The 20,325-nt window shown below is 70.9% G+C and carries 20 protein-coding genes; 14 read left to right on the top strand and 6 right to left on the bottom strand.

What is annotated here, in order from left to right; genetic code table 11:
* Together RB628_RS33930 and RB628_RS33925 are read right to left on the bottom strand one after the other, a co-directional pair.
* Positions 1-469, bottom strand: a 469-nt coding sequence (locus RB628_RS33930) for a CBS domain-containing protein (protein WP_318324468.1), incomplete at its 3' end; no start/stop codon positions are given.
* A 24-nt stretch (positions 470-493) separates the two neighbouring features.
* Positions 494-895, bottom strand: a complete 402-nt coding sequence (locus RB628_RS33925) for a cyclic nucleotide-binding domain-containing protein (RefSeq protein ID WP_318324470.1) — start codon at positions 893-895, stop codon at positions 494-496.
* Positions 896-1,296: 401 nt separating this feature from the next.
* Here RB628_RS33925 and RB628_RS33920 point away from each other — a divergent pair, with 401 nt between their 5' ends.
* From RB628_RS33920 to RB628_RS33905, 4 genes are all read left to right on the top strand, one after another.
* A complete protein-coding gene (locus RB628_RS33920) occupies positions 1,297-2,172 on the top strand; it encodes a universal stress protein (RefSeq protein WP_318324467.1) in 876 nt (291 codons plus the stop codon).
* Between the two features lie 60 nt (positions 2,173-2,232).
* Positions 2,233-4,632 carry a glycoside hydrolase family 65 protein gene (locus RB628_RS33915; RefSeq protein WP_318324466.1) on the top strand — a complete coding sequence of 800 codons (2,400 nt, stop codon included), beginning with the start codon at positions 2,233-2,235 and terminating at the stop codon, positions 4,630-4,632.
* A 230-nt stretch (positions 4,633-4,862) separates the two neighbouring features.
* Positions 4,863-5,738 carry a potassium channel family protein gene (locus tag RB628_RS33910; protein WP_318324465.1) on the top strand — a complete coding sequence of 292 codons (876 nt, stop codon included), beginning with the start codon at positions 4,863-4,865 and terminating at the stop codon, positions 5,736-5,738.
* Between the two features lie 189 nt (positions 5,739-5,927).
* Positions 5,928-8,573: a cation-translocating P-type ATPase gene (locus RB628_RS33905; protein WP_318324464.1), complete on the top strand. Its 2,646-nt coding sequence runs from the start codon at positions 5,928-5,930 to the stop codon at positions 8,571-8,573.
* Between the two features lie 43 nt (positions 8,574-8,616).
* Here the strand turns inward: RB628_RS33905 and RB628_RS33900 are convergent, their stop codons facing one another.
* Positions 8,617-9,243 (bottom strand): CBS domain-containing protein, encoded by a 627-nt coding sequence (locus RB628_RS33900; protein ID WP_318324463.1) that lies wholly within the window; start codon positions 9,241-9,243, stop codon positions 8,617-8,619.
* 425 nt (positions 9,244-9,668) lie between these two features.
* On the opposite strand from RB628_RS33900, the gene RB628_RS33895 reads away from it, so the two are divergent.
* The 10 genes from RB628_RS33895 to RB628_RS33850 all read left to right on the top strand — a co-directional run bounded on the left by RB628_RS33895 (position 9,669) and on the right by RB628_RS33850 (position 18,295).
* Complete coding sequence (locus tag RB628_RS33895; RefSeq protein ID WP_318324462.1) at positions 9,669-10,160, top strand: hypothetical protein; 492 nt, start codon at positions 9,669-9,671, stop codon at positions 10,158-10,160.
* Positions 10,157-11,089, top strand: coding sequence for a V-type ATPase subunit (locus RB628_RS33890; RefSeq protein ID WP_318324461.1), 933 nt, complete (start codon positions 10,157-10,159; stop codon positions 11,087-11,089). The genes RB628_RS33895 and RB628_RS33890 overlap by 4 nt, the downstream gene beginning before the upstream one ends.
* Positions 11,076-12,473: a V-type ATPase 116kDa subunit family protein gene (locus RB628_RS33885; RefSeq protein WP_318324460.1), complete on the top strand. Its 1,398-nt coding sequence runs from the start codon at positions 11,076-11,078 to the stop codon at positions 12,471-12,473. The genes RB628_RS33890 and RB628_RS33885 overlap by 14 nt, the downstream gene beginning before the upstream one ends.
* A complete protein-coding gene (locus RB628_RS33880) occupies positions 12,470-12,895 on the top strand; it encodes an ATP synthase subunit C (RefSeq protein WP_306946684.1) in 426 nt (141 codons plus the stop codon). Before RB628_RS33885 ends, RB628_RS33880 begins: the two co-directional genes overlap by 4 nt.
* A gap of 1 nt (position 12,896) precedes the next feature.
* Positions 12,897-13,118 carry a V-type ATP synthase subunit F gene (locus tag RB628_RS33875; protein WP_318324459.1) on the top strand — a complete coding sequence of 74 codons (222 nt, stop codon included), beginning with the start codon at positions 12,897-12,899 and terminating at the stop codon, positions 13,116-13,118.
* Complete coding sequence (locus RB628_RS33870) at positions 13,115-13,642, top strand: V-type ATP synthase subunit E family protein (RefSeq protein ID WP_318324458.1); 528 nt, start codon at positions 13,115-13,117, stop codon at positions 13,640-13,642. The genes RB628_RS33875 and RB628_RS33870 overlap by 4 nt, the downstream gene beginning before the upstream one ends.
* The gene (locus tag RB628_RS33865) at positions 13,630-15,363 is read left to right on the top strand and encodes a V-type ATP synthase subunit A (RefSeq protein WP_318324457.1); all 1,734 of its coding nucleotides are present in this window, start codon (positions 13,630-13,632) and stop codon (positions 15,361-15,363) included. The genes RB628_RS33870 and RB628_RS33865 overlap by 13 nt, the downstream gene beginning before the upstream one ends.
* 48 nt (positions 15,364-15,411) lie before the next feature.
* Positions 15,412-16,890: a V-type ATP synthase subunit B gene (locus RB628_RS33860; protein ID WP_318324456.1), complete on the top strand. Its 1,479-nt coding sequence runs from the start codon at positions 15,412-15,414 to the stop codon at positions 16,888-16,890.
* Positions 16,887-17,528 (top strand): V-type ATP synthase subunit D, encoded by a 642-nt coding sequence (locus RB628_RS33855; protein WP_318324455.1) that lies wholly within the window; start codon positions 16,887-16,889, stop codon positions 17,526-17,528. Before RB628_RS33860 ends, RB628_RS33855 begins: the two co-directional genes overlap by 4 nt.
* A gap of 347 nt (positions 17,529-17,875) precedes the next feature.
* Positions 17,876-18,295, top strand: coding sequence for a CBS domain-containing protein (locus RB628_RS33850; RefSeq protein WP_318324454.1), 420 nt, complete (start codon positions 17,876-17,878; stop codon positions 18,293-18,295).
* A gap of 35 nt (positions 18,296-18,330) precedes the next feature.
* On the opposite strand, the gene RB628_RS33845 is transcribed toward RB628_RS33850, so the two are convergent.
* The 3 genes from RB628_RS33845 to RB628_RS33835 form a co-directional block, all read right to left on the bottom strand.
* Positions 18,331-18,987, bottom strand: coding sequence for a TrkA family potassium uptake protein (locus tag RB628_RS33845; RefSeq protein ID WP_318324453.1), 657 nt, complete (start codon positions 18,985-18,987; stop codon positions 18,331-18,333).
* Positions 18,984-19,643 carry a TrkA family potassium uptake protein gene (locus RB628_RS33840; RefSeq protein ID WP_318324469.1) on the bottom strand — a complete coding sequence of 220 codons (660 nt, stop codon included), beginning with the start codon at positions 19,641-19,643 and terminating at the stop codon, positions 18,984-18,986. Before RB628_RS33840 ends, RB628_RS33845 begins: the two co-directional genes overlap by 4 nt.
* Positions 19,643-20,325, bottom strand: a 683-nt coding sequence (locus RB628_RS33835; RefSeq protein WP_318324452.1) for a cation-translocating P-type ATPase C-terminal domain-containing protein, incomplete at its 5' end; no start/stop codon positions are given. The genes RB628_RS33835 and RB628_RS33840, both read right to left, overlap by 1 nt.

Raw genomic sequence — 20,325 nt, 5'->3', positions numbered from 1 at the left:
TGCGTCGGACCTCCTCCTCGATGTCCTCGTCCGACCGCAGGAAGACTTTCAGCAGATCGGCACGGCTGACGATGCCCTGGAGCATGTCCAGGTCGTCGACCACGGGCAGTCGCTTGACGTGCCTGACGGCCATGATTCTGGCCGCTTGGGCCAAGGTGGCGTCGGGGTGGACCGTGATCGCGGGGGTGCTCATGAGCTCCCCGGCTGTCACGGCCCCCGCCTTGGCGACGTCGGACAGGCGCCGGTGTTGCTCGAAGAGGCTCGGGTCACTGTCGCGGAACTCCTCCTTGGGCAGCAGGTCGGCCTCGGAGACGACGCCGATGACGCGCCCTTCTCCCTCCAGCACCGGCATGGCACTGACCTTCCACTGCTCCATGGTCTGCACGATCTCCTTGAAGGGTGCGTCGCGTCCGACGGCCACGACCGTATGCGTCATCACATCGCTCACGATGTGCGGGGTCTCAGGCACTTCGGGCCTCCTCGTCTCGCCTCGTCAGGGCACTTCGCCTGAGCCGTAGGGCGCGTACAGGTCGAGCAGCCGCACCCGGGCGGACCTGAGCCGGCCCGCGATCACTCCGGAGACATAGGTACACAGTTCGTGCTGCAGCTCCGGGTATTTCCCGCACAGCTCACGGACCGCGACCGCGTCGAACTCGTAGGCGCGCACCGGGCTGCTGGCCTGGGCCCCCAGGTGCCAGTGGTGGGGAGGGACGAACCACGACCAGCCCAGCAGATCCCCCGCCCCGAGGGTTTCCACGACCGCTGCGCGGCGGCCGGGCACGTGCACGTCGAGAGCGACGGTGCCCGTGTGGATGATCCAGAAGCGGTCAGCCTTGCCGCCCTCGCTGAAGATGCGCTCGTCGATCTTGAACGACACCTCGCGAGCGAGCGACATGAGCTGCTCGCGATGCTCCTTGGTCAGGGCGCCGAAGACGCCGGTCCTCGCAACCACAATGGCCTTCCCTTCTCCATGACCTCGAAGTGGAGGCAGGCTCGTATCCGGTCACGGACGTCTCACCACGCGGTGCCTGGTCTCGTCGGAGGGAGTCCCGACCCGCGTCTGGTCGACAGGACGACGGGCCCAGGCCAGTGCGAAGGCCGTGGTGGCAATGCCGAGTGGTACCCAGCGCTGTGTTCCCGGCCGCATGACTCCACGATCGTCGCAAATCGGCACGGTGCAACCCGGGCCGAGATCTCCCTCCGAGAGTCCGTCCACGTGTCGCGATGGATCCGGGGCGGTGCGACGGTATTCACAGGGGGTTCTCGCGGTGGCCGGGCAGGAAGGCGGTGTGGACCATGGAGCTCCCGCTGGTCGTAGGTGTCGACGGATCGGATTCCAGCCTGCAGGCCGTGGACTGGGCGGTGGACGAGGCGGCGCGCCTCGGGCTGCCCTTGCGGCTCGTCTATGCCTCCCTGTGGGAGCGGTACGAGGGAAGCCGCCCGTCCTTCAGCACCGATCGTCCGGCCGAAGAGGTCATGGCGGAGCACATCGTCGCGTCCTGCGCGGAACGCGCCCTGTTGCGCAATCCAGAGGTGAAGGTGTCGAGCGAGGTGCTGCCTGACGACGCCGTGTCTGTGCTGCTGCACGCGGCACATGAATCCTCTGCCCTGGTCACGGGCTCTCGCGGCCGCGGCGAGGTCGCAGGGTTGCTGCTGGGGTCGGTCAGCCTCACGGTGGCGGCCCGTGCGGTGTGCCCGGTCATCGTGGTCCGCGGTGGGGAGCGGAACCGGCAGGGCTCCTTCGGCCGGGTAGCGGTCGGCGTAGGTGACTCCAACGAGGGCTCGGCTGCCCTGCGGTTCGCCTTCCGCGAGGCAGAGGCGCGCGGCTGCGCCCTGCATGCCGTACGGGCCTGGCGCAGCCCCGCCCATGAGCACGTGGACAGCCCCCTGATCGTGGACGATTCCGCCGTTGCTCACGAGGAACGGGCCTCCGCCCTCCTCACCGACGCGTTGCGTGACGCCGTGCGCAATCACCCAGAGGTGGATGTGCTGCGCCAAGCGTTTGAAGGCCCCGCCCATAAGGTCCTCCTGGACGTGTCGGCCGACACCGACCTGGTGGTCGTGGGTGCGGTGAGGCGGCACGGTCACTTCGGTCTGCAGCTCGGCAGGGTCGCCCACGCCCTGCTGCATCATGCCGAGTGCCCGGTGGCCGTCGTCCCGCAACGGATCTGAACTTCGGCGCGCGTCGCATGCGCCTGCACATCTCGTGAGGGGAGAAGGCGAGGGCGACGGATGTCGGAGTGGACCTGGGAGTACGAGGGATACGACCCTGCTGCCGAGCGGTTGCGCGAATCGCTGTGCACGCTCGGCAACGGCTACTTCGCCACCCGCGGCGCGGTGCCAGAGAGCAGGGCGGGCCTGGTGCACTACCCGGCCACCTACGCGGCCGGGGTCTACAACCGCCTGGAGTCCACCGTGGCGGGGCGACGGGTGGTGAACGAGGACCTGGTGAATCTCCCCAACTGGCTGCTCCTGCGGTTCCGTCTCCGTTCCGCCGACGGATCGGTGGGCCTGTGGTTCTCTCCCGACGCACGGCAACTGTTCGACTATCGGCACACCCTGGATCTGCGCCATGCCACGCTGACGCGCACGTTCCGGTACTGGGACGACGAGGCAGGCATGCTGGGCGTGGAGCAGAGTCGCCTGCTGGACATGGCGGATCCTCATCTGGCCGCGCTGCGGACCGTGTTCACGTCCGAGGAGTGGTCGGGCGAGGTCGAGGTCGAGTCCGTCCTCGACGGCGACGTGACCAACAACAACGTCTACCGTTACCGGTCCCTCAACCGGAACCACCTGGCCCAGGTGCGGACGGGGGCGGCGGGTACCGATACGACGTGGCTGCGTTGCCGGACGAGCAGCTCCGACATCGGTATCAGCATGGCGGCGCGTACGGTCGTCGTTGGGCAGTTGCCCACGTTGTCCGAGCTTCGGCCGTCTCGCCACCGTGCCGTGCACCGGTTGGTGCTACCGATCGCTCCGGGCCAGCCCGCCGTGGTGGAGAAGACCGTGGCCCTGCACACCGCACATGACCTGGCGATCAGTGACCCGCTCGGCGCGGCGCTCGACCGGGTAACTACAGCTGGGGACTTCCCGGCGCTCCTGCAATCCCACGTGGCGGCGTGGCAGCGGTTGTGGCGCCGCGCGGACATCCAGGTGCCCGGCGAGGCGGGCCATGTCCTGCGCCTGCACCTGTTCCACCTGCTGCAGACGCTGTCGCCACACACCGCGGAGCTGGACGTGGGCGTGCCGGCCCGAGGGCTGCACGGTGAGGCGTACCGGGGCCACATCTTCTGGGACGAGCTCTTCGTGCTGCCGTATCTGAACCTGCACTTCCCGGAGGTCTCGCGGGCGCTGCTGAACTACCGTCACCGGCGCCTGCCGCAGGCATGCCGCGCGGCCAGCGAAGCGGGCAGGGCCGGTGCCATGTATCCATGGCAGTCCGGCAGCGACGGGCGTGAGGAGACCCAGCAGTTGCATCTCAACCCCCGTTCGGGCCGCTGGCTGCCGGACAACTCCCGTCTCCAGCACCACGTGGGCTCGGCCGTCGCCTACAACGTGTGGCAGTACTGCGAAGCGACCGGCGACACCGAGTACCTGCACACCAAGGGCGCGGAGATGCTGCTGCAGATCGCCCGTTTCTGGGCGGACACCGCGGACTTCGACCCCGAGCTGGGCCGCTACCGCATCCGAGGCGTGGTCGGCCCCGACGAGTACCACGACAGCTACCCGGACGCCGCCCGGCCGGGCCTGGACGACAACGCGTACACCAACGTCACCGCCGCCTGGGTCCTCAGCCGCGCCCTCGACCTCATAAGTCGCCTGCCCGCATGGCGCCGCAAGGAACTGTTCGAGCGCATCCAGTTGGACAGCGGCGAACTCCCGGAATGGGAGGAGATCTCCCGGCGGCTGCGGGTGCCCTTCCACCAAGGCGTCATCAGCCAGTTCGACGGCTACGGCGACCTCGCCGAACTGGACTGGGACGCCTACCGGGCACGCTACGACAGCATCCGGCGGCTGGACCGGATCCTCGAGTCCGAGGGCGACACCGTCAACCGCTACCAAGCCTCCAAACAGGCCGACGTGCTGATGCTCGGATACCTCTTCTCGCCCGCCGAGTTGCGGGACCTGTTCCGCCACCTCGGCTACGACATGGACGACGAGATCTGGCGCAGGACCGTCGACTATTACCTGAAGCGCACCAGCCACGGCTCCACCCTCAGCGGCCTGGTCCACGCCTGGGTCCTCGCACGGGTCAGACAGGCCGAGGCGTGGACGTACTGCCAGGAAGCCCTGGAACAGGACGTCGCCGACCTCCAGGGCGGCACGACCGGTGAAGGCATCCACCTCGGCGCCATGGCCGGGACGCTGGATCTGGTGCAGCGCGGCCTGACCGGGCTGGAGACCCGCGAGGACGCCCTCCGGCTGGACCCCGTGCCGCTTCCGGCGCTGTCGGAGTACGGGTTCTCACTGCGCTACCGCGGCCACTGGGGCGTCAGCGTCCGGTTGCGCAGCGGACAGTTGCGGATCGGTGTGCCCGACTCGGAGGAGGCCCCGATCCGTGTGGTGCTGTCCGACCGGGCCGTCACCGTCGCACCAGGAGAGACCTGCACGCTCCTGCTGCCAGAGCGATGAGCCATCCGGCACGCCACACGAGTCGGACGTGGCGGTTTTGTGTGAGCTGGGTGCCGGGAGGTCGCCCATGACCGTCTTTACCCAATCCCGGGAGCGCGGCGAGTCGGTGTTCTGCGGTATCGGTCTTCGGCCTAGGCTCCGAGAGCAGGGCCGACTCGGGCGGCAGGGCGGCGGCCTTCGCTCCTGGCGCCGCGCAGGCCGCTCCACGGAATAGGCCGTGGGAGACGTGCATGGACTGGTTGGTCTCACTGGTAGGAGCCGGGCTGGTCATGGCCGCCCTGCGAGACCTGTTCCACACCCTCTGGCACCCCACCCGCCACGGCGGCCTGAGCCGACTCGTCATGACCGCACTGTGGAGACTGTCCCATCATCTACGGGCGCGCAGGCGCGTGGCCGGGCTTGTCGGGCCGCTCGCCATGGTGACGGTGGTCGGCATGTGGGCTGCCACGATCATCCTGGGCTGGGCCATCGTGTACTGGCCCCACATGCCGGAGGCATTCGCCTTCACCGGCGGCTCGCAGCCATCGCAGCAGCCGGACCTGCTCGACGCCCTCTACCTGTCTCTCGTCACGGTCGCCACCCTCGGACTGGGGGACGTCGTGCCGGCCGAAGGCTGGCTCCGCATCGCTGCGCCGCTGGAAGCCCTCGTCGGTTTCGCCCTCCTGACCGCCACCGTCTCCTGGGTCCTCGAAATCTACCCGGCCCTGACGCGCAGAAGGGTCCTGGCGATCCGGCTGGCTCTCCTCCGCCAGTCGGACCCGACGACCGGGCAACTCGACTGCACTGTAGGGGCTCTGATGCTGGACAGCCTCGCCACCGAGGTGGTGCGGGTCCGTATCGACTTCACCCAGTACGCCGAGGCGTACTACTTCCATGACGGGGAGGACCACGCGTCCCTGGCGACCATGGTCAGCTATGCCTCTGACCTCGCCCAGCGCGGGCAGGTTGCCCGGCGACCGGATGTGCGTCTGACGGGCGACGTGCTCGCCGGCGCGCTCGACGACCTTGCCACCATCCTTGATCAGCGTTTTCTGCACACCGGTGGAACGCCGACGGAAGTCTTCGCCGCGTACGCCGCCGACCACGGGCGCAGCCTCGCGCAGTGATTCGGCTTGCCGTTCCCGTAGCCGTGCGACACCCCTCCGGCTGCTCCGGTGCGCGCGTCGGTCCGCCAGTCATCGATAGTCGGCCTTCGCGGTGGCACTCTGACGAGTGGAGACCGGTCTTCCGGGTCGGTGGTTCTGCGCACGACGGGAGTGGTTGATGGCAGACAGCGGACAAGCTCCGCTGGGCGCGTGAGCGAGCAGCGGAGCAGCCGGGGGCCTGACGCGGACACCGGCGAACTCCAGGGCACGACACGTTCCGCGGCCGGGCTGTCGTCGGCCGAGGCCGCGCGTCGGCTGACGCGCTACGGGCCCAATGAGGTCCCGTCGGAGCCGCAGGCCCCGGTGTGGCGGCGGGTTCTGCAGCAGTTGCGCGACCCGCTGATCCTGGTGCTGCTGGTGGCCGCCGCTCTGACGATCGCCACCGGTGATCTCTCCGATGCCGCCGTGATCCTGCTTGTGATCACGGTGAACACCGTGGTCGGCGTGGTACAGGAGGTGAGGGCAGAGCAGGCGGTCATGGCCCTGTCCGCCATGAGTGCCCCTGCGGCCAGGGTGGTGCGGGACGGCGAGGAACGCTCCATCCCGGCTGTCGATGTGGTGCCCGGTGATCTGGTCCTGGTGGCCGAAGGCGACATCGTGCCTGCGGACGGAGACGTACTGGCCGCCGCGTTGCTGCTGGCGGACGAGTCCTCGCTGACGGGTGAGTCCGTTCCGGTGGAGAAGGCTCCTGACCCTGACGCGTCGCGTGGCACGGTGTCGGCCGGCACGGTCATCGTCCGTGGTCGGGGCCGCGTTGTGGTCACCGGCACGGGAGCGGACAGCGCGCTCGGGCGGATCGCGTCCCTGATGGGTGCGGCGTCCGGCCTGACGCCGTTGCAGCGTCGGCTGGCGAGGTTCGGCCGGGTTCTGGCGGCCGTCATCGTGGTGCTGTGTGCCCTCGTCCTCGCTCTCGGGCTGGTGCGCGGGCAGCCAGTGGAGCTGATGATCGTGGCGGCGATCAGCCTCGCCGTCGCTGCCGTACCGGAGTCCCTGCCCGCCGTGGTGACCCTCGCTCTCGCACTGGGAGCACGACAGATGGCGGACCGGCACGCCATCGTCCGCCGACTGCCCGCAGTGGAGACCCTGGGCTCCGTCACCGTAATCGCCACCGACAAGACCGGCACCCTGACCGAGGGCCGGATGGCCGCCGAACGGCTGTGGACGCCGCGCGGAGAGGCCGCCGTCCTGGGTACGGGTTACGAACCCGAGGGCCAGGTCGTCCGCGACGGCGAGACTGCCACCGCAGGCGATGCGCCCGACCTGGCCGCGTTGCTGCGTGTCGCGATGCTGTGCAACGACGCGGCGCTGGAACCCCCGTCGGACCGCTCCACGGAGTGGCACGCGCTGGGCGATCCCACGGAGGCCGCCCTGCTCGCAGCCGGGGCCCGCCTCGGGCTGGACCGGACGACGCTGGACCGCGAACTGCCGCGCGTTGAGGAGATCCCGTTCGACAGCGGCCGCAAGCGCATGACGACCGTGCACCGCCGACCGGAGGGCGGAGTGCGGGTCGCCTGCAAAGGGGCACCGGAAGCGTTGCTCCGGCCGCAGATTCTGGCCGACGGCCCGGACCTGGTCGCCCGAGCGGCGGCTCAGGCGGAGGTGCTGGCACGCGGCGGGTACCGAGTGCTCGCTGTCGCCTCGGCCGACCACGACGCACCAGCGGAACCGCCTGGTACGTGGGAGTCGGGCCTGTCGCTGCTGGGCCTCGTCGGCATCCTCGACCCGCCTCGCAGCGCGTCGGAGGCGACCATCGCCGCCTGCAAAGAGGCCGGCATCGTCCCCGTGCTCATCACGGGCGACCACCCGCTGACCGCACGGGCCGTGGCCGAGCGCCTCGGCATCGCCACCCGGGACGAGGAGGTCACCACCGGCGAGCGGATCCGGGACGGCACGGCGGGCGAACTGACCGGAGTACGCGTCTACGCCCGGACCACTCCCGAACAGAAGCTGGACATCGTCCAGGCGTGGCGCGGGGCAGGGCACGTGGTGGCGATGACCGGGGACGGTGTCAACGACGGCCCGGCGCTGCGCCAGGCCGACATCGGTGTCGCCATGGGGCGGCGCGGCACCGAGGTGGCACGCCAGGCGGCCGATCTCGTGCTGGCCGACGACAACCCGGCCACGATCGTGTCGGCCGTGGAGGAGGGGCGCCGGGTCTACGCGAATGTGCGCCGGTTCCTGCTCTACGCGCTCGCCGGGGGCACCGCGGAGATCGTGGTCATGCTCCTCGGCCCCTTCCTGGGGATGCCGCTGCCGCTGCTCCCCGCGCAGATCCTGTGGATCAACCTGCTCACGCACGGCCTGCCCGGTGTCGCGCTCGGCGCGGAGCCTGTCGCTCCGGACGCGATGCGCCACCCGCCCCGGCCTCCCGAGGAGAGCGTGCTGGGCGCCGGGCTGTGGCCGCGGATCCTGTTCATGGGCGCTTTCGTCGCCACGGTGACCCTGGTGGCCGGGGTGTGGGCCCGGGAGACAGGCCGCCCCTGGCAGTCGATGATCTTCCTGGTTCTGGGCGCGACCCAGCTCGGGGTGGCGCTTGGTTCCCGTGCCCGTCCGGGGAGCCTGGCCAACCCGTTCCTGCTGGTCGCCGTAGGCGCGGCCCTGAGCCTGCAGGCGGCTGGTGTCTATTTGCCCGCACTGCGGCAACTGCTGGGTACGGAACCGCTGTCGCTCGCCGACCTTGCGATCGCCTGCGCGTTGTCCGGCCTCGGCCATGTGGTCATGCGTGTTCAGACGCGGCTGTGGCCGGAGCGACAACGGCACGTCGCCTCGGTGGAACCCAGCGGTCCGGGGGGCTGATGTTCCAGCTCTGCCTGGGCGGAGCGGTTGTGCTGAGCCCCGGTCAACTCGGGCTGAGGTCGTCGACCACGTCGACCACGTCGTCGGTCTCCCGGATTGCCTCGAGCAGCTTTGGGACGAGCGTCTTGTCCAGCCTCCCGGCTAGGGTTACGACGCCGTTCTCCACTGTCACCTCGATGGAGCCGACGTCGAGGAGGAATTCGCGCCGGAGGATCCGTGACTCGATGTCCTCGCGTATCTCGGCGTCGTCGCGGATGAGTGACCGCAGCAGGTCGATTCGGCTGACCGCGCCCACCAACCGACCGTGGTGGTCCGTGACGGGAAGCCGCTTGAGGCGTGAGCGAGCGGCGGTCCAGGCGGCGTCGGTCACCAGCTCTCCCGGATGGACGGTGACCGCCGGGTAGGTCATGAGGGTGGCCGCGGTCTCGCCCCGGCTCTTCTCGTAGAGGCGGTGCTCCCGGAGCCTGCCGATCGGACCGGTCCGGTGTGAGGCGGCCATGACGGCGGCCTTGGCGAGAAGGTCGGACTCGGACACCACTCCGACCACGTGGTCCTCGGCGTCGACGACGGGAACGGCGCTCAGGCGCTCGCGGGAGAGTGTGTGGGCGACGTCCAGGAACGGCATGTCCCCGGGGACCGATACGGCCGGCACGCGCATGACGTCGCGCACGCATGGCGCTTCCGGTGCCTGTTCGCGGTCCGGGCGGGGGCGAGTCGGTGCCGTGTCTGTCTCGCCTGTTTCCGGTGCACCTGCCCGTGCCTCTGCCGCCGCGACGGAGGCAAGGGCACCGAGATAGCGCCGCAGCGCGTCCTGGCGGTGCTCTTCCTCCGGTGTCCAGGAGCGGCGCGGCGCGGCGCGACGGGCTTCCTTCCCCGCGGCCTGATTGTCGAAGTCGCTCACGGCAACCTCCCGAAGAACACGGCCGGTCACCTACCCGGCCAGTGTCCCACCGATCGCATGGGGACGCCCCCGCACAGCCGATGCCGTGGCCTGGGTGGGAAGGGCCAGGTCGGCGCGACATCGTCTGTCCCGGAGCGGAGACTGGGACCAAGGGCTGACATGACGTCGACCAAGGGCTGACATGAGGAGAGCCCATGGCGGGATTCCGGGATTTCCTGATGCGATTCCGCCCGGTCGGCTCGCCCGGACGGGCGGCGCCCGGGGGCGTGCCCGCAGATCGTTCCGCGGAGCTCTCCGCCGAACTGGAACCGCCGCTTTCCATGTTGGAGCAGGCCGAGGCCGAGGCACGGGCCGTCGGTGAACGGGCCGTCCGCCGCGCCGCAGAGGTGCGGGCCGAGGCCACACGACAGGCCGAGGAGATCGTCGAGCAGGCGCGCGCCCGCACCCACGACGTGCGGGTGGAGACCGCCGACCGGGTACGGCGTGAGGCTGAGGCCGAGGCGGCGGAACTCCTCGCTTCGGCTGAGCACGAGGCGGCGACCGTGCGCCACCGGACCGAGACGCGCATGCCCGCCCTTGTGGACCGCGTAGCAGCGCTCGTGACCGAGGAACTCGGCACATGGCGTGCCGTCACGGCTCAGGCACCCGGCCCGCGCGGGGAGCCTGGGGGAAGGAGCCCGTCGTGAGCGCCGGATGGGTGGCCGGTGTCACCCGGGCCCGGGCCATGCGGTCGAGATGTCTCGGCATTACCGGGGTCCGCGACGTGGCCTTGGCTCCCACACTCGATGACGCCCTGCGATACCTGAGCGGTACGGCCTACCGGCGCGGCCTCGATCCGGAGGCGTCGCTTGCCGAGGCCCAGCGAACCGTCGGAGCAACCCTGCTGTGGCACCTGCGCGTGCTCGCCGGCTGGCAGCCACGCGATGGTGCGGCGGCGATCCGTGTGCTCGCCGCCGGGTTCGAGATCGCCAACGCCGAGGATCATCTCCGGGCGTTGTCCGGTGCGGATCCCACCAGGTCTCCCCGGCCCTACCCCCTCGGCACGCTGGCGACCGTATGGCCCCGGCTGTCCCGGACCGGATCGCCGGCCGAGCTCAGGGGCGAACTGGCCGCTTCCGTCTGGGGCGACCCGGGAGCCGATTCGCCCGCCGCGGTGGCCACCGGGATGCGGGTCTCCGCCGCGGTGCGCACTGCGGCCGCCGTGCCGGAAGCCGCGCGCTGGGCGGCGGGGCGGCTCGCCCTGCTCTTCGCCCGCGAGGTGTTCCTCGTCGGCCGCCGGCTGACAGAACCCTCCGTCCGGCGGGCCGCCCGGCTGCTCGGGTACGAGGCGGTGCGCGCGGCCTCGTTCGCCGATTTCCGGCAGCGTCTGCCCGAATCGGCGCGCTGGGCGCTGGACGGGCTCGACGCAGCGGCGGACTTGTGGCGGGCGGAGGCCCGGTGGTGGGACCGGCTCGATCGGGACGGCTCCGAGCTGCTGCGCGCATCTCGCCTCGATTCCGGGCCGGTGGTGGGCGCTGTCGCGGCGCTCTCCACGGACGCCTGGAGGGTGCGCGGGGCACTGGAGCTGGCCGCGCGGGGTGGCGGATCGCCGGAGGTGTCCGATGCTCCGGCCTGAGGTGATGATCCCCGTCCGGATGCAGCGGGTGGCGATCGTTGCCCCGCGCACGGCTTTGCGGGAAACGCTGGTCCGGGTCGCCGAGGCGGGCTGCGTCGAGATCGATTCTGGCGACGGCGGTGTGCGGGGGGAGGCCGCCCGCAAGCTGCAGCGTTTGCGCACCGAGCCCGCCGGTGCGGTCCTCAGCGCCGGTCCGCCCGATCTCGACGCACTGGAACGCGCGGGCCGATCGGACCTGCTGGCGGGGGAGGCCCAGCTGGAGGAGCGGCTCGGCGGCGCGGTCCGGCACGGCGCCGTCGGGGCGCTCGCCGGGTGGTGCCCTGCCGCCGAGGTGCCTGCGACCTCCGACCACATCGCCGGTGCCGGGGCGGCGCTGGTTCCGCTGAAGGCACCCCGCGGCGTCGACCCGCCGACCCTGCTGCGCAGTACCGGCGCGGTGCGGCGATCGTTCACGCCGCTGGTCCGCACGTACGGGACGGTGCCCTACGCCGACCTCGATCCCACCCTGCCTGCGGGCATTGTCTACGTGGTGATGTTCGGCGTGATGTTCGGCGATGCCGGGCACGGTGCGCTGCTGCTCCTGGCGGGGCTCCTGCTGCGCGCCGGCCGGCCCCGCCTGGCGGCGCCCCTGCACGGGCTGTGGCCGTTCGTGGCGGGGGCAGGGTTGACCAGCACGCTGGCCGGGCTGGCCTACGGCGAGTTCTTCGGCCCGACCGGTGTCCTGCCGGTGCTCTGGCTGAACCCGCTGGACGAGCCCGTACGGCTGCTGGCCGCCGCCGTCGGGCTCGGTGCCGCGCTCCTGGCGCTGGCGTACGGGGCGGGGATCGTGAACCGCTGGCGGGAGGGAGGACCGTCGAATGCCCTGTACGCGGCCTCCGGCATCGCCGGAGGGGCGCTCTACCTCGGGCTCGTCGTGGGCGTTGGAGCGGGGCTTCTGGGCCACGCCGGCTACGCGTTCACCGGGGCGGCCGTCGCTGCCACGGGGCTCGTCCTGGCTGGAACCGGAATGTATCTGGCCACCGCGGGCGGTCCGGGCGGCGCCGCCCAGACCGGCATTCAGCTCTTCGACGTGGTGGTACGCATCGGGTCGAACCTCGTGTCCTTCGCGCGCCTGGCGGCCTTCGGACTCACGCATGCCGCACTCGGCGAGGTCGTGTGGCGCGGCACGACGGCGCTGGCCGGGGCGGGAGTCGCCGCGCTGCTCGCGGCGGTGCTGGTCTTCGCCGTCGGCAATGCCCTGGCCTTCGCACTCGAGGCGTTGGTCGCCGGAGTGCAGGCGTTGCGGCTGGAGTTCTACGAGCTGTTCTCCCGGGTCTTCGAGGCACAGGGCCGACCCTTCCGCCCCTGGCAGGTGCCCGTACAACGCACGGAGGTGCCGTCGTGATCACCTGGCTCATCGCCCTTCCCGTCATCGTGGTGGTCTGTCTCGTCACCCGGCTGTTGCTGCGCCGGTCCGGGCGGGCGGCCCTGCGGCTGGTGATCGCCGCCGACGCCCTCCTGTTCGTCGGCGCGCTCGCGCTGCTCGCGGTGGCGCTCAGCAGCGGTGACGCACGAGCCGCAGCCACCGCCGCGGAGGCCGCGCAGGACTCCGGATCCGGTTCCGCCGCGCTGATCGGCGCCGCGATCTCCGTGGCCGGAGCGTCGATCGGAGCGTCGATCGCCGTCGCCTACACCGGCGCCGCGGCTCTGGCGGCGCTGAGCGAGCGGCCCGAGCTCTTCGGCCGGGCCATGGTCATCGTCGGTCTCGCCGAGGGCATCGCGATCTACGGCCTGGTCGTTGCGATCATCCTCATCGGAAAGGCATGACATGGGACGCGTGGCCGCCATCGGGGAACAGGTGCGCGTGGCCGGGTTCGCGCTGGCCGGAGTCATCACTCTCGTAGCAGAGGAGCCGGACGCGGTACAGGAGGCGTGGCGGAACCTGCCGGCGGACGTGGAGCTGGTGATCCTCACCCCGGCAGCGGCCGACGCGCTCGGCCCTGCGTCGTTGGAGGCCACCACGCCGCTGTCCGCGGTGATGCCGTCATGAGGACGCCCGCCCCGGATGAGGTCGAGGCCGCACTCGGACCGGTGCGTACCGAGTTGCTGCGTGCTGCCCATGCCGAGGCAGCCGAACTCCTGGCCCGGGCCGATCGCGATGCGGCGGAGCTGCTCGACGGCGCCCGCGCCGAGGCCCGGACGATCCTTGAGGAAGCCCGCCGTGAGGGCGAGGCACAGGGAGCGGCCGCGGGCCGGGACGTGTGCGCGCGGGCCCGACGAGAGGCGAGGGCTCATGAGCTGGTCGTCCGACGGGAGGCGTACGAGGAGCTGCGCCGCCGCGTCACCGAACGCGTCCGGGAACTGCGGCACGCGCCTGACTACGCGTCCGTACTGGAGCAGCTGACCGGGCACGCGCGCCGGCTTCTCGGACCGGATGCCGAAATCATCGTGCACCCCGATGGGGGCTTGATCGCCCGCGTTCCGGGGCGGCGGGTCGACTGCACCCTGGACACCCTGGCCGCGCGTGCGCTGGGCAGGGCCGACGTGGAGGTGGAGACGCTATGGGCGCCGTGAACGCGGAGATTTCCCCGCGCGTCCTGCGGGTCGCGGGTCCGCTCGTCGAGTTGGAGTACACCGACGGGGCCGCGATGCACGACCTGGTGTTCCTCGGCGAGGCCGGGCTGCCCGGCGAAGTGGTGGCGATCAGCCGCAGCATCGTCACCGCTCAGGTGTACGAGTACACGGGCGGGCTCGCGCCCGGAGACACCGCGCGCCCCGGCGGAAGACCGCTCTCCGTGTCCCTCGACCCCGGACTGCTGGGGGGAATCTTCGACGGTCTGCTCCGGCCGCTGGCCGGCGCCGGGGACTGGCTTGTCCCCGGCGCAGCCCGAGCCGTCCGGCAGGACCGCAGTTGGTCGTTCGCCCCGCGGGTGAGGCGGGGGACACGGGTCTCGGAGGGCGAGGGGCTCGGCGAGGTGGAGGCAGGGCCGGTACGGGTGCGGGTGCTCGTACCGCCGGGAGCCGGTGGCATGGTGGAGCGCATCGCGGGCGAGGGCGACTATCCGCAGGAGGCCGTCGTCGCCATGGTGGACGGCACCGAAGTACGGATCGGCACCACCTGGCCCGTACGCCGACCGCGTCCGGTGCGCGAGCGAGGTGGCGAGCCGGAGGTCCTGAGCACCGGGCAGCGCGTGATCGACCTGCTCTTCCCCGTCGCCCACGGGGGCACGGTCGCCGTTCCGGGGGGCTTCGGCACCGGGAAGACCGTCCTGCTGCAGCAGATCGCCAAGTGGTGCGACGCCGACGTGATCGTCTACGTCGGCTGCGGCGAGCGGGGCAACGAGATGGCCGATGTCATCGCCGAGCTTTCCGAGCTTGAGGACCCGCGTACCGGCGGACGGCTCGCCGACCGGACGGTGACCGTCGCCAACACCTCCAACATGCCGATGATGGCCCGTGAGGCGAGCATCCACACCGGTGCCACGGTCGCCGAGTACTTCCGGGACATGGGACTCGACGTCGTGGTCATCGCCGACTCGACCTCGCGGTGGGCCGAGGCGCTGCGCGAGTTCGCCTCCCGGACCGGCGAACTGCCCGCGGAGGAGGGCTATCCGGCGGGTCTCGCCTCGGCGATCGCCGCGTTCTACGAGCGGGCCGGAGCTGTGACCACGCTCGGAGGCGAGCGCGGCTCTGTCACCGTGATCGGCGCGGTCTCCCCGCCGGGCGGCGATATGACCGAGCCGGTCACCGCGCACACCGAACGGTTCGTCCGCTGCCTCTGGTCGCTGGACCGCGACCTCGCCTACGCCCGGCACTATCCGGCCCTCTCCTGGTCGGGGTCGTTCTCCCGCGACGCGGCGGCGCTCGGTGTCCGGCAGGCGGCGGCGGGCGACCCGGCCTGGCCCGCGCGCCGCGCGCGTGTCGCCGCCCTGCTGGCCGAGGCGGACCGGCTGGCCGACCTTGTCGACCTGATCGGCATCACCGCTTTGCCCGAGCAGGAGCGCGTCAGCGTCCTCGCCGGACGGCTCGTGCGCGACGGCGTGCTCCAGCAGAGTGCCCTGTCGGCCCGGGACGCGTACTGCGGCGCCGACAAGACCGCCGCGCTGGTCGACGCCGTGCTCGCGGTCGTCGACCGCTGCCGGGAACTGGTCGACTCGGGTGTACCGGCGGCCGTCGTCGAGGAGGTGGACTTCGAGCTGGTACTCCGGGCCCGCGAGGAGGTCGGCCCGCACGACTCCGAGGGGGTGGCGGCACGACGGGACGCCATGCTCGCCCGGCTTCGGGAGGTGCGGTGAGGTGAGCGGTGGCTGCCGCGCGGGAGACCTGGTCGGAGGCGAGCGGCTGTGACCATCTGGGGCGATGTCGAGTACACGGCGATCCGTGAGCTGCGCGGCCCGCTCGCCGTCGTAGAAGGAGTCACGGGCGTCGGCTGGGACGAGTACGTCCGGATCACCCTGGAGTCCGGCGAACAGCGGCACGGTCTCGTCCTGGAGGTGGACCGCGACCTCGCCGTGGTGCAGGTTCTGGAAGACACCACCGGAATGGACCCGAGAGCTATCCGGGTGGCCTTCACCGGAGGGCCGCTGCGCATCCCCGTGGGCCCCGGCTGGCTGGGCCGGGTCTGCAACGGACGCGGCGAACCCATCGACGGAGGGCCACCGGTCTTCGGGCACACCAGCGTCGCGGTCGGCGGCAGCCCCATCAACCCCGTGCGGCGGGAACCACCGTCCGAGCCGGTCCTCACCGGTGTCGGCGCAGTCGACGCGCTGACCACCCTGGTGCGCGGGCAGAAGCTCCCGGTGTTCTCCACGGCCGGACTGCCCCACCTTGAGCTGGCGGCCCAGATAGCAGCCCAGTCCACCGCCGGCGGGGAGCCGTTCAGCGTCGTCTTCGCCGGCATGGGCCTCACCCACCCGGACGCCTCTTTCGTACGGGACGCCCTGGACGAACGCTCCGCCGCTGGCGAACTTGTTCTGCTGCTCAACACCGCCGACGACCCGGTCATCGAACGCATCCTCACCCCGCGCCTCGCGCTGACGATCGCCGAGGACCTCGCCTTCACCGGCGGACGCCACGTACTCGTCGCGATGAGCGACATGACCAGCTACGCCGAAGCGCTGCGCGAAGTCTCGGCCGCTCGCGGCGAAATACCGGCCCGCCGCGCCTACCCCGGATACCTCTACAGCGATCTGGCCTCCCTCTACGAGCGCTGCGGCAGACTCCGCGGACGGCCCGGCTCCGTCACCGTCCTGCCGGTCCTCACCATGCCCGCGGGCGACATCACCCATCCGGTGCCGGATCTGACCGGCTACATCACCGAAGGTCAGATCGTGCTCTCCCGGGAGACGCACGCCCTGGGCGTGTACCCGCCCGTGGACGCCCTCTCCTCGCTGTCCCGCCTGATGCGCAAGGGCGCGGGCCCGGGCCGCACCCGGGCCGACCACCTGGACGTCGCGGCGCAGCTGCTCGCCGCGCTCGCCCGGGCCCGGCAGGTCCGGGAACTCGCGGACCTGGTCGGCGAGGCGGCGCTGAGCCCGACCGACCGCCGTCATCTCGTCTTCGAGGAGGCGTTCCTGCGCCGGTTCGTGGACCAGCGGAGAGATCAATCACGGCCCTTGGACCGGACTATGGAGGCTGCTTGGCAGGTGCTGCTGACCCTGCCCCGGAGCCAGCTCTCCATGCTGCCCGCCGCTCTGCTCGACGCACATGGTGCCAAGGAGGACCCAGGGGCCGAGGAGGAAGATTCAGGGGAGAACGGCGAAAGGTCCATGGAGTACGACGAGCGGTCCATGGAGCACCACGAGAGGGGGACGGTCGAGTGACGACCCCGTCCCGTGTCCCGCCCTCACGCGCCGCACGCCTGCACCTGCGGCACCGTCTGGCTGTCGCCCTTCGGGGCGCCGACCTTCTCGAACAGAAGCTGCGCATCCTGTTCGCCCGTCACGAGCGCCTGGGCCAGGCCGAGGAGAGCAGCGGCAGCCGGTGGCACGACCGAGTGGAGGAAGCCGACACCTGGCTTCTCCGAGCGGTTCTCCTCGGCGGGGAACACGCACTCGATGGCGCAGCGGCCGGAGTCGGCCCCGCGAGGATCACGATCGACGAGACCGTCACCATGGGCGTCCGCTACCCGTCCGAGGTCACCTGCGCCTTGCAGGACCGCGCTCCCGACTCGGCCGCACCGGCCAACACCGCTCTGGTTCATGCCGAAGCCGCCTACCGCGAGGCGGTACGAGCAGCCGCCGAGTACGCCGTCGCCCACGCGGCCGCCCGGATCGTCGGAGCGGAGGTGCGGAGCACCCGCCGACGGGTCCGCGCACTGCGACGCCACTGGATCCCCCGCCTTGAGACAGCGCTCGCCCGCGTCGAACTCGCCCTGGAGCAGAGCGAACACGAGGACGCCGTGAGGCGCCGCTGGGCAGCCCAAACCCTGAGGGAGAGCACGAGAGGGGCCGGAAAATGAAGGCCGAGGACATGGCGGCGCCCCGTCGGACCGAACCCTGGTGGAGCGGCCGACCGGATCGTCCATGTCAGGGTGCGACTGATGTCCGGCGGCGAGTGATGCCGACGAGCTCGTTCACAGCTCACACACATCGATCACCCGAGCCCGGTCCTCTGCGCCCAGTTTGTTCGATTGGCCGGTGTGCCGAGACGGCGGCGGCGTGGGCCGACGGGCGGCCACTTTCCCCGAATGCGGATCGATTGCGGACAAACCACACTGGTCGTAGGGGGTAGCAGTCGGGGCGGGCCCGGCTCCAATGGGCGTCCTGGCGACTGCGACGCAGACCGCGAGGCTCGAAGGAGACGGCCATGACCACAGCACGGGAGATCATGCACACCGGTGCCACCTGCATCCAGGAGAACGAGACGCTGGAGGACGCGGCACGCCGGATGAGCGAGCTGGACGTCGGAGCCCTCCCGATCTGCGGGGAGGACGACCGGCTCCACGGGATCATCACCGACCGGGACATCGTGGTGAAGTGTCTCGCCAAGGGCAAGGACCCCAAGACCATGACTGCAGGCATGCTCGAGCAGGGCAAGCCGATCACGATTGAAGCCGAGGCCGACACGGACCAAGTCCTGCGGGCCATGGAGGAGCACAAGATCCGGCGGCTCCCGGTCATCGACAACCATCGGCTGGTCGGCATGATCAGCGAGGCGGACCTCGCACGCCGTCTGCCGGAGGAGAAGGTGGGCCATTTCGTCGAGGTGGTCTGCGCGTCCCGCTGACCACGAGGCCGTGCCCTCGGCCGAGGCGACGGCCGTCACTGGAAGGCGGTGTGGATCTCCTGTTCGGTGGCGGCGTGGGAGACGACGAGGAGTTCGTCGCCGGGCTGGAGTCGCATCTCGGGGGCGGGGACGGTGGGTTGGCCGTCGCGGATGACGGTCGCGATGACGGCGCCCGCGGGAAGGGGTATCTCGGCGAGCGTGCGACCCGCGGTACGGGACTGCGGCGTGATGGCGGTCTCGATGACGTCGACGCCCGCCTTGCTCAGGCGCAGCAGAGCGACGGTGTCGGTGGCGCCGGTCGCTTCCTCGATGAGGGATATCAAGGGGGTGGCGGCGGGTACCGCGGTGTCGACCCCCCAGTTCTGGTCGAAGAGCCAGGCATTTTCCGCGTCGTTGACGCGTGCCGCGACGCGGGGGACGGTGAACTGCCGCTTGGCGAGGAGGCTGATGACGAGATTGTCCTCGTCGTTGCCGGTGGCGGCGATGACCAGGTCGGCGGTGAGTGCGCCGGCGTGCTCCAGAAAGGTGGGTTCGCAGGCGTCCCCGGCCAGGAGGCGTACGGGGAGGTGGCCTTCGAGCTCGGCGATGTGGTCCTCGTCGATGTCGAGGAGGGTGACGTCGTTGCGGGCGGCGGCCAGGACCTGGGCGATCTGGGTGCCCAGGCGTCCGGCGCCGGCGATGAGAGCCCTCATGTCCCCAGCTCCTTGTCCAGGAAGCCGCGCAGTCTGCCGAGCGCGGTGGCTGCGACGGCGAAGGTCACCAGGTCGCCGGGCTCGGCCAGGGTGCTGTGCGCGGGTACGAGGGAGCGGCCCGCGCGGGTGATCTCCACGACGCGGATCTCACCGTCGACGTCGAACTCGGTCAGGCGCCGCCCGGTGAGGTATTCAGGCAGCTGCGAGCGGACCAGCAGAGTCTCGCCGTTGCCGAAGGTGAGTTCTGGTGTGAGGTGGCGGTGCAGCAGCATCTGGTGAATCTGGTGCACCGTCCAGCGGACGCTGGCGATGGTGGGGATGCCGAGCTCGCGGTAGATGCCAGCGCGGCGGGGATCGTAGATGCGGGCGAGGACGATCGGCACCCGGTAGGTCTCCTTGGCCGTCCGCGCGCTGACGACGTTGCTGTTGTCGCCCGAGGTGACGGCGACGAACGCGTCCGCGTGCTCGATTCCGGAAGCCTCGAGCACCGCGCGGCTGTATCCGTTGCCCTCGTGGAAGTGGCCCGGGAAACCGGCTGGGAGCCGCCTGCGGGTCCTGGCCGAGCGATCGATGAGCCGTACGTCGTGGCCTTCGGCGACGAGCTGGACCGCGAGCGTGGACCCCACCCGGCCGCAGCCCGCGATGATCACTCTCATCATGCTTCTCCTTTCGGACTCGTCGGTCGGCGGCGGCGCAGCCACCACTTGCGTGTTTCCTCCGAGGCCAGCAGCAGCGCGCCGAAAGCGGCGAGAACCGCCCAGTCGGTGGCGGCCAGAGGAGCGGTGTTGAAGAGAGCCTGGAGAGGGGGCAGGTAGCTGATCGCCACCATCAGGGCGATGCCGAAGCATCCGGCGGCCAGCAGCCACGGATTGGACAGCAGCCCGATCCGGAACACGCTCTGCCGGTCCGTGCGTACCGCCAGGGCGACGAAGAACTGGCTGAGTACGATCCCGGCCTGGACCATGGTGATCGCCTCCCGGTAGACGGTGTCGTCCTCGGTGAAGTCCGAGTACGGGATTCCGGAGGCATGGATGTGCCAGAAGAACACGGCGGTCACACCGAGGGCCTGGATGCCGCCCAGGAAGAGGATGCGTCCCATCACGGCGGACGAGAAGAGCCGTTCGCGCCGGGAGCGCGGCGGGCGGTCCATCACATCGGGCTCCGGCGGCTCGGCGCCGAGCGCGAGAGCGGGCAGGACGTCGGAGCCGAGGTCGATGGCGAGGATCTGCACGGCGCTGATCGGAACCAGCGGGAACCCGGCGAAGGTCGCCGCCACGATCGGCCCGAGCTCGCCGATGTTGCTGCTGAAGACGTAGACCAGGAACTTGCGGATGTTCT

Origin of the sequence: Streptomyces sp. ADMS (assembly GCF_033441795.1) — a bacterium.
Taxonomy (GTDB): domain Bacteria; phylum Actinomycetota; class Actinomycetes; order Streptomycetales; family Streptomycetaceae; genus Streptomyces.
The sequence above is the reverse complement of the archived record's forward strand: the minus strand, read 5'-3'. Positions and strand labels throughout refer to the sequence as shown.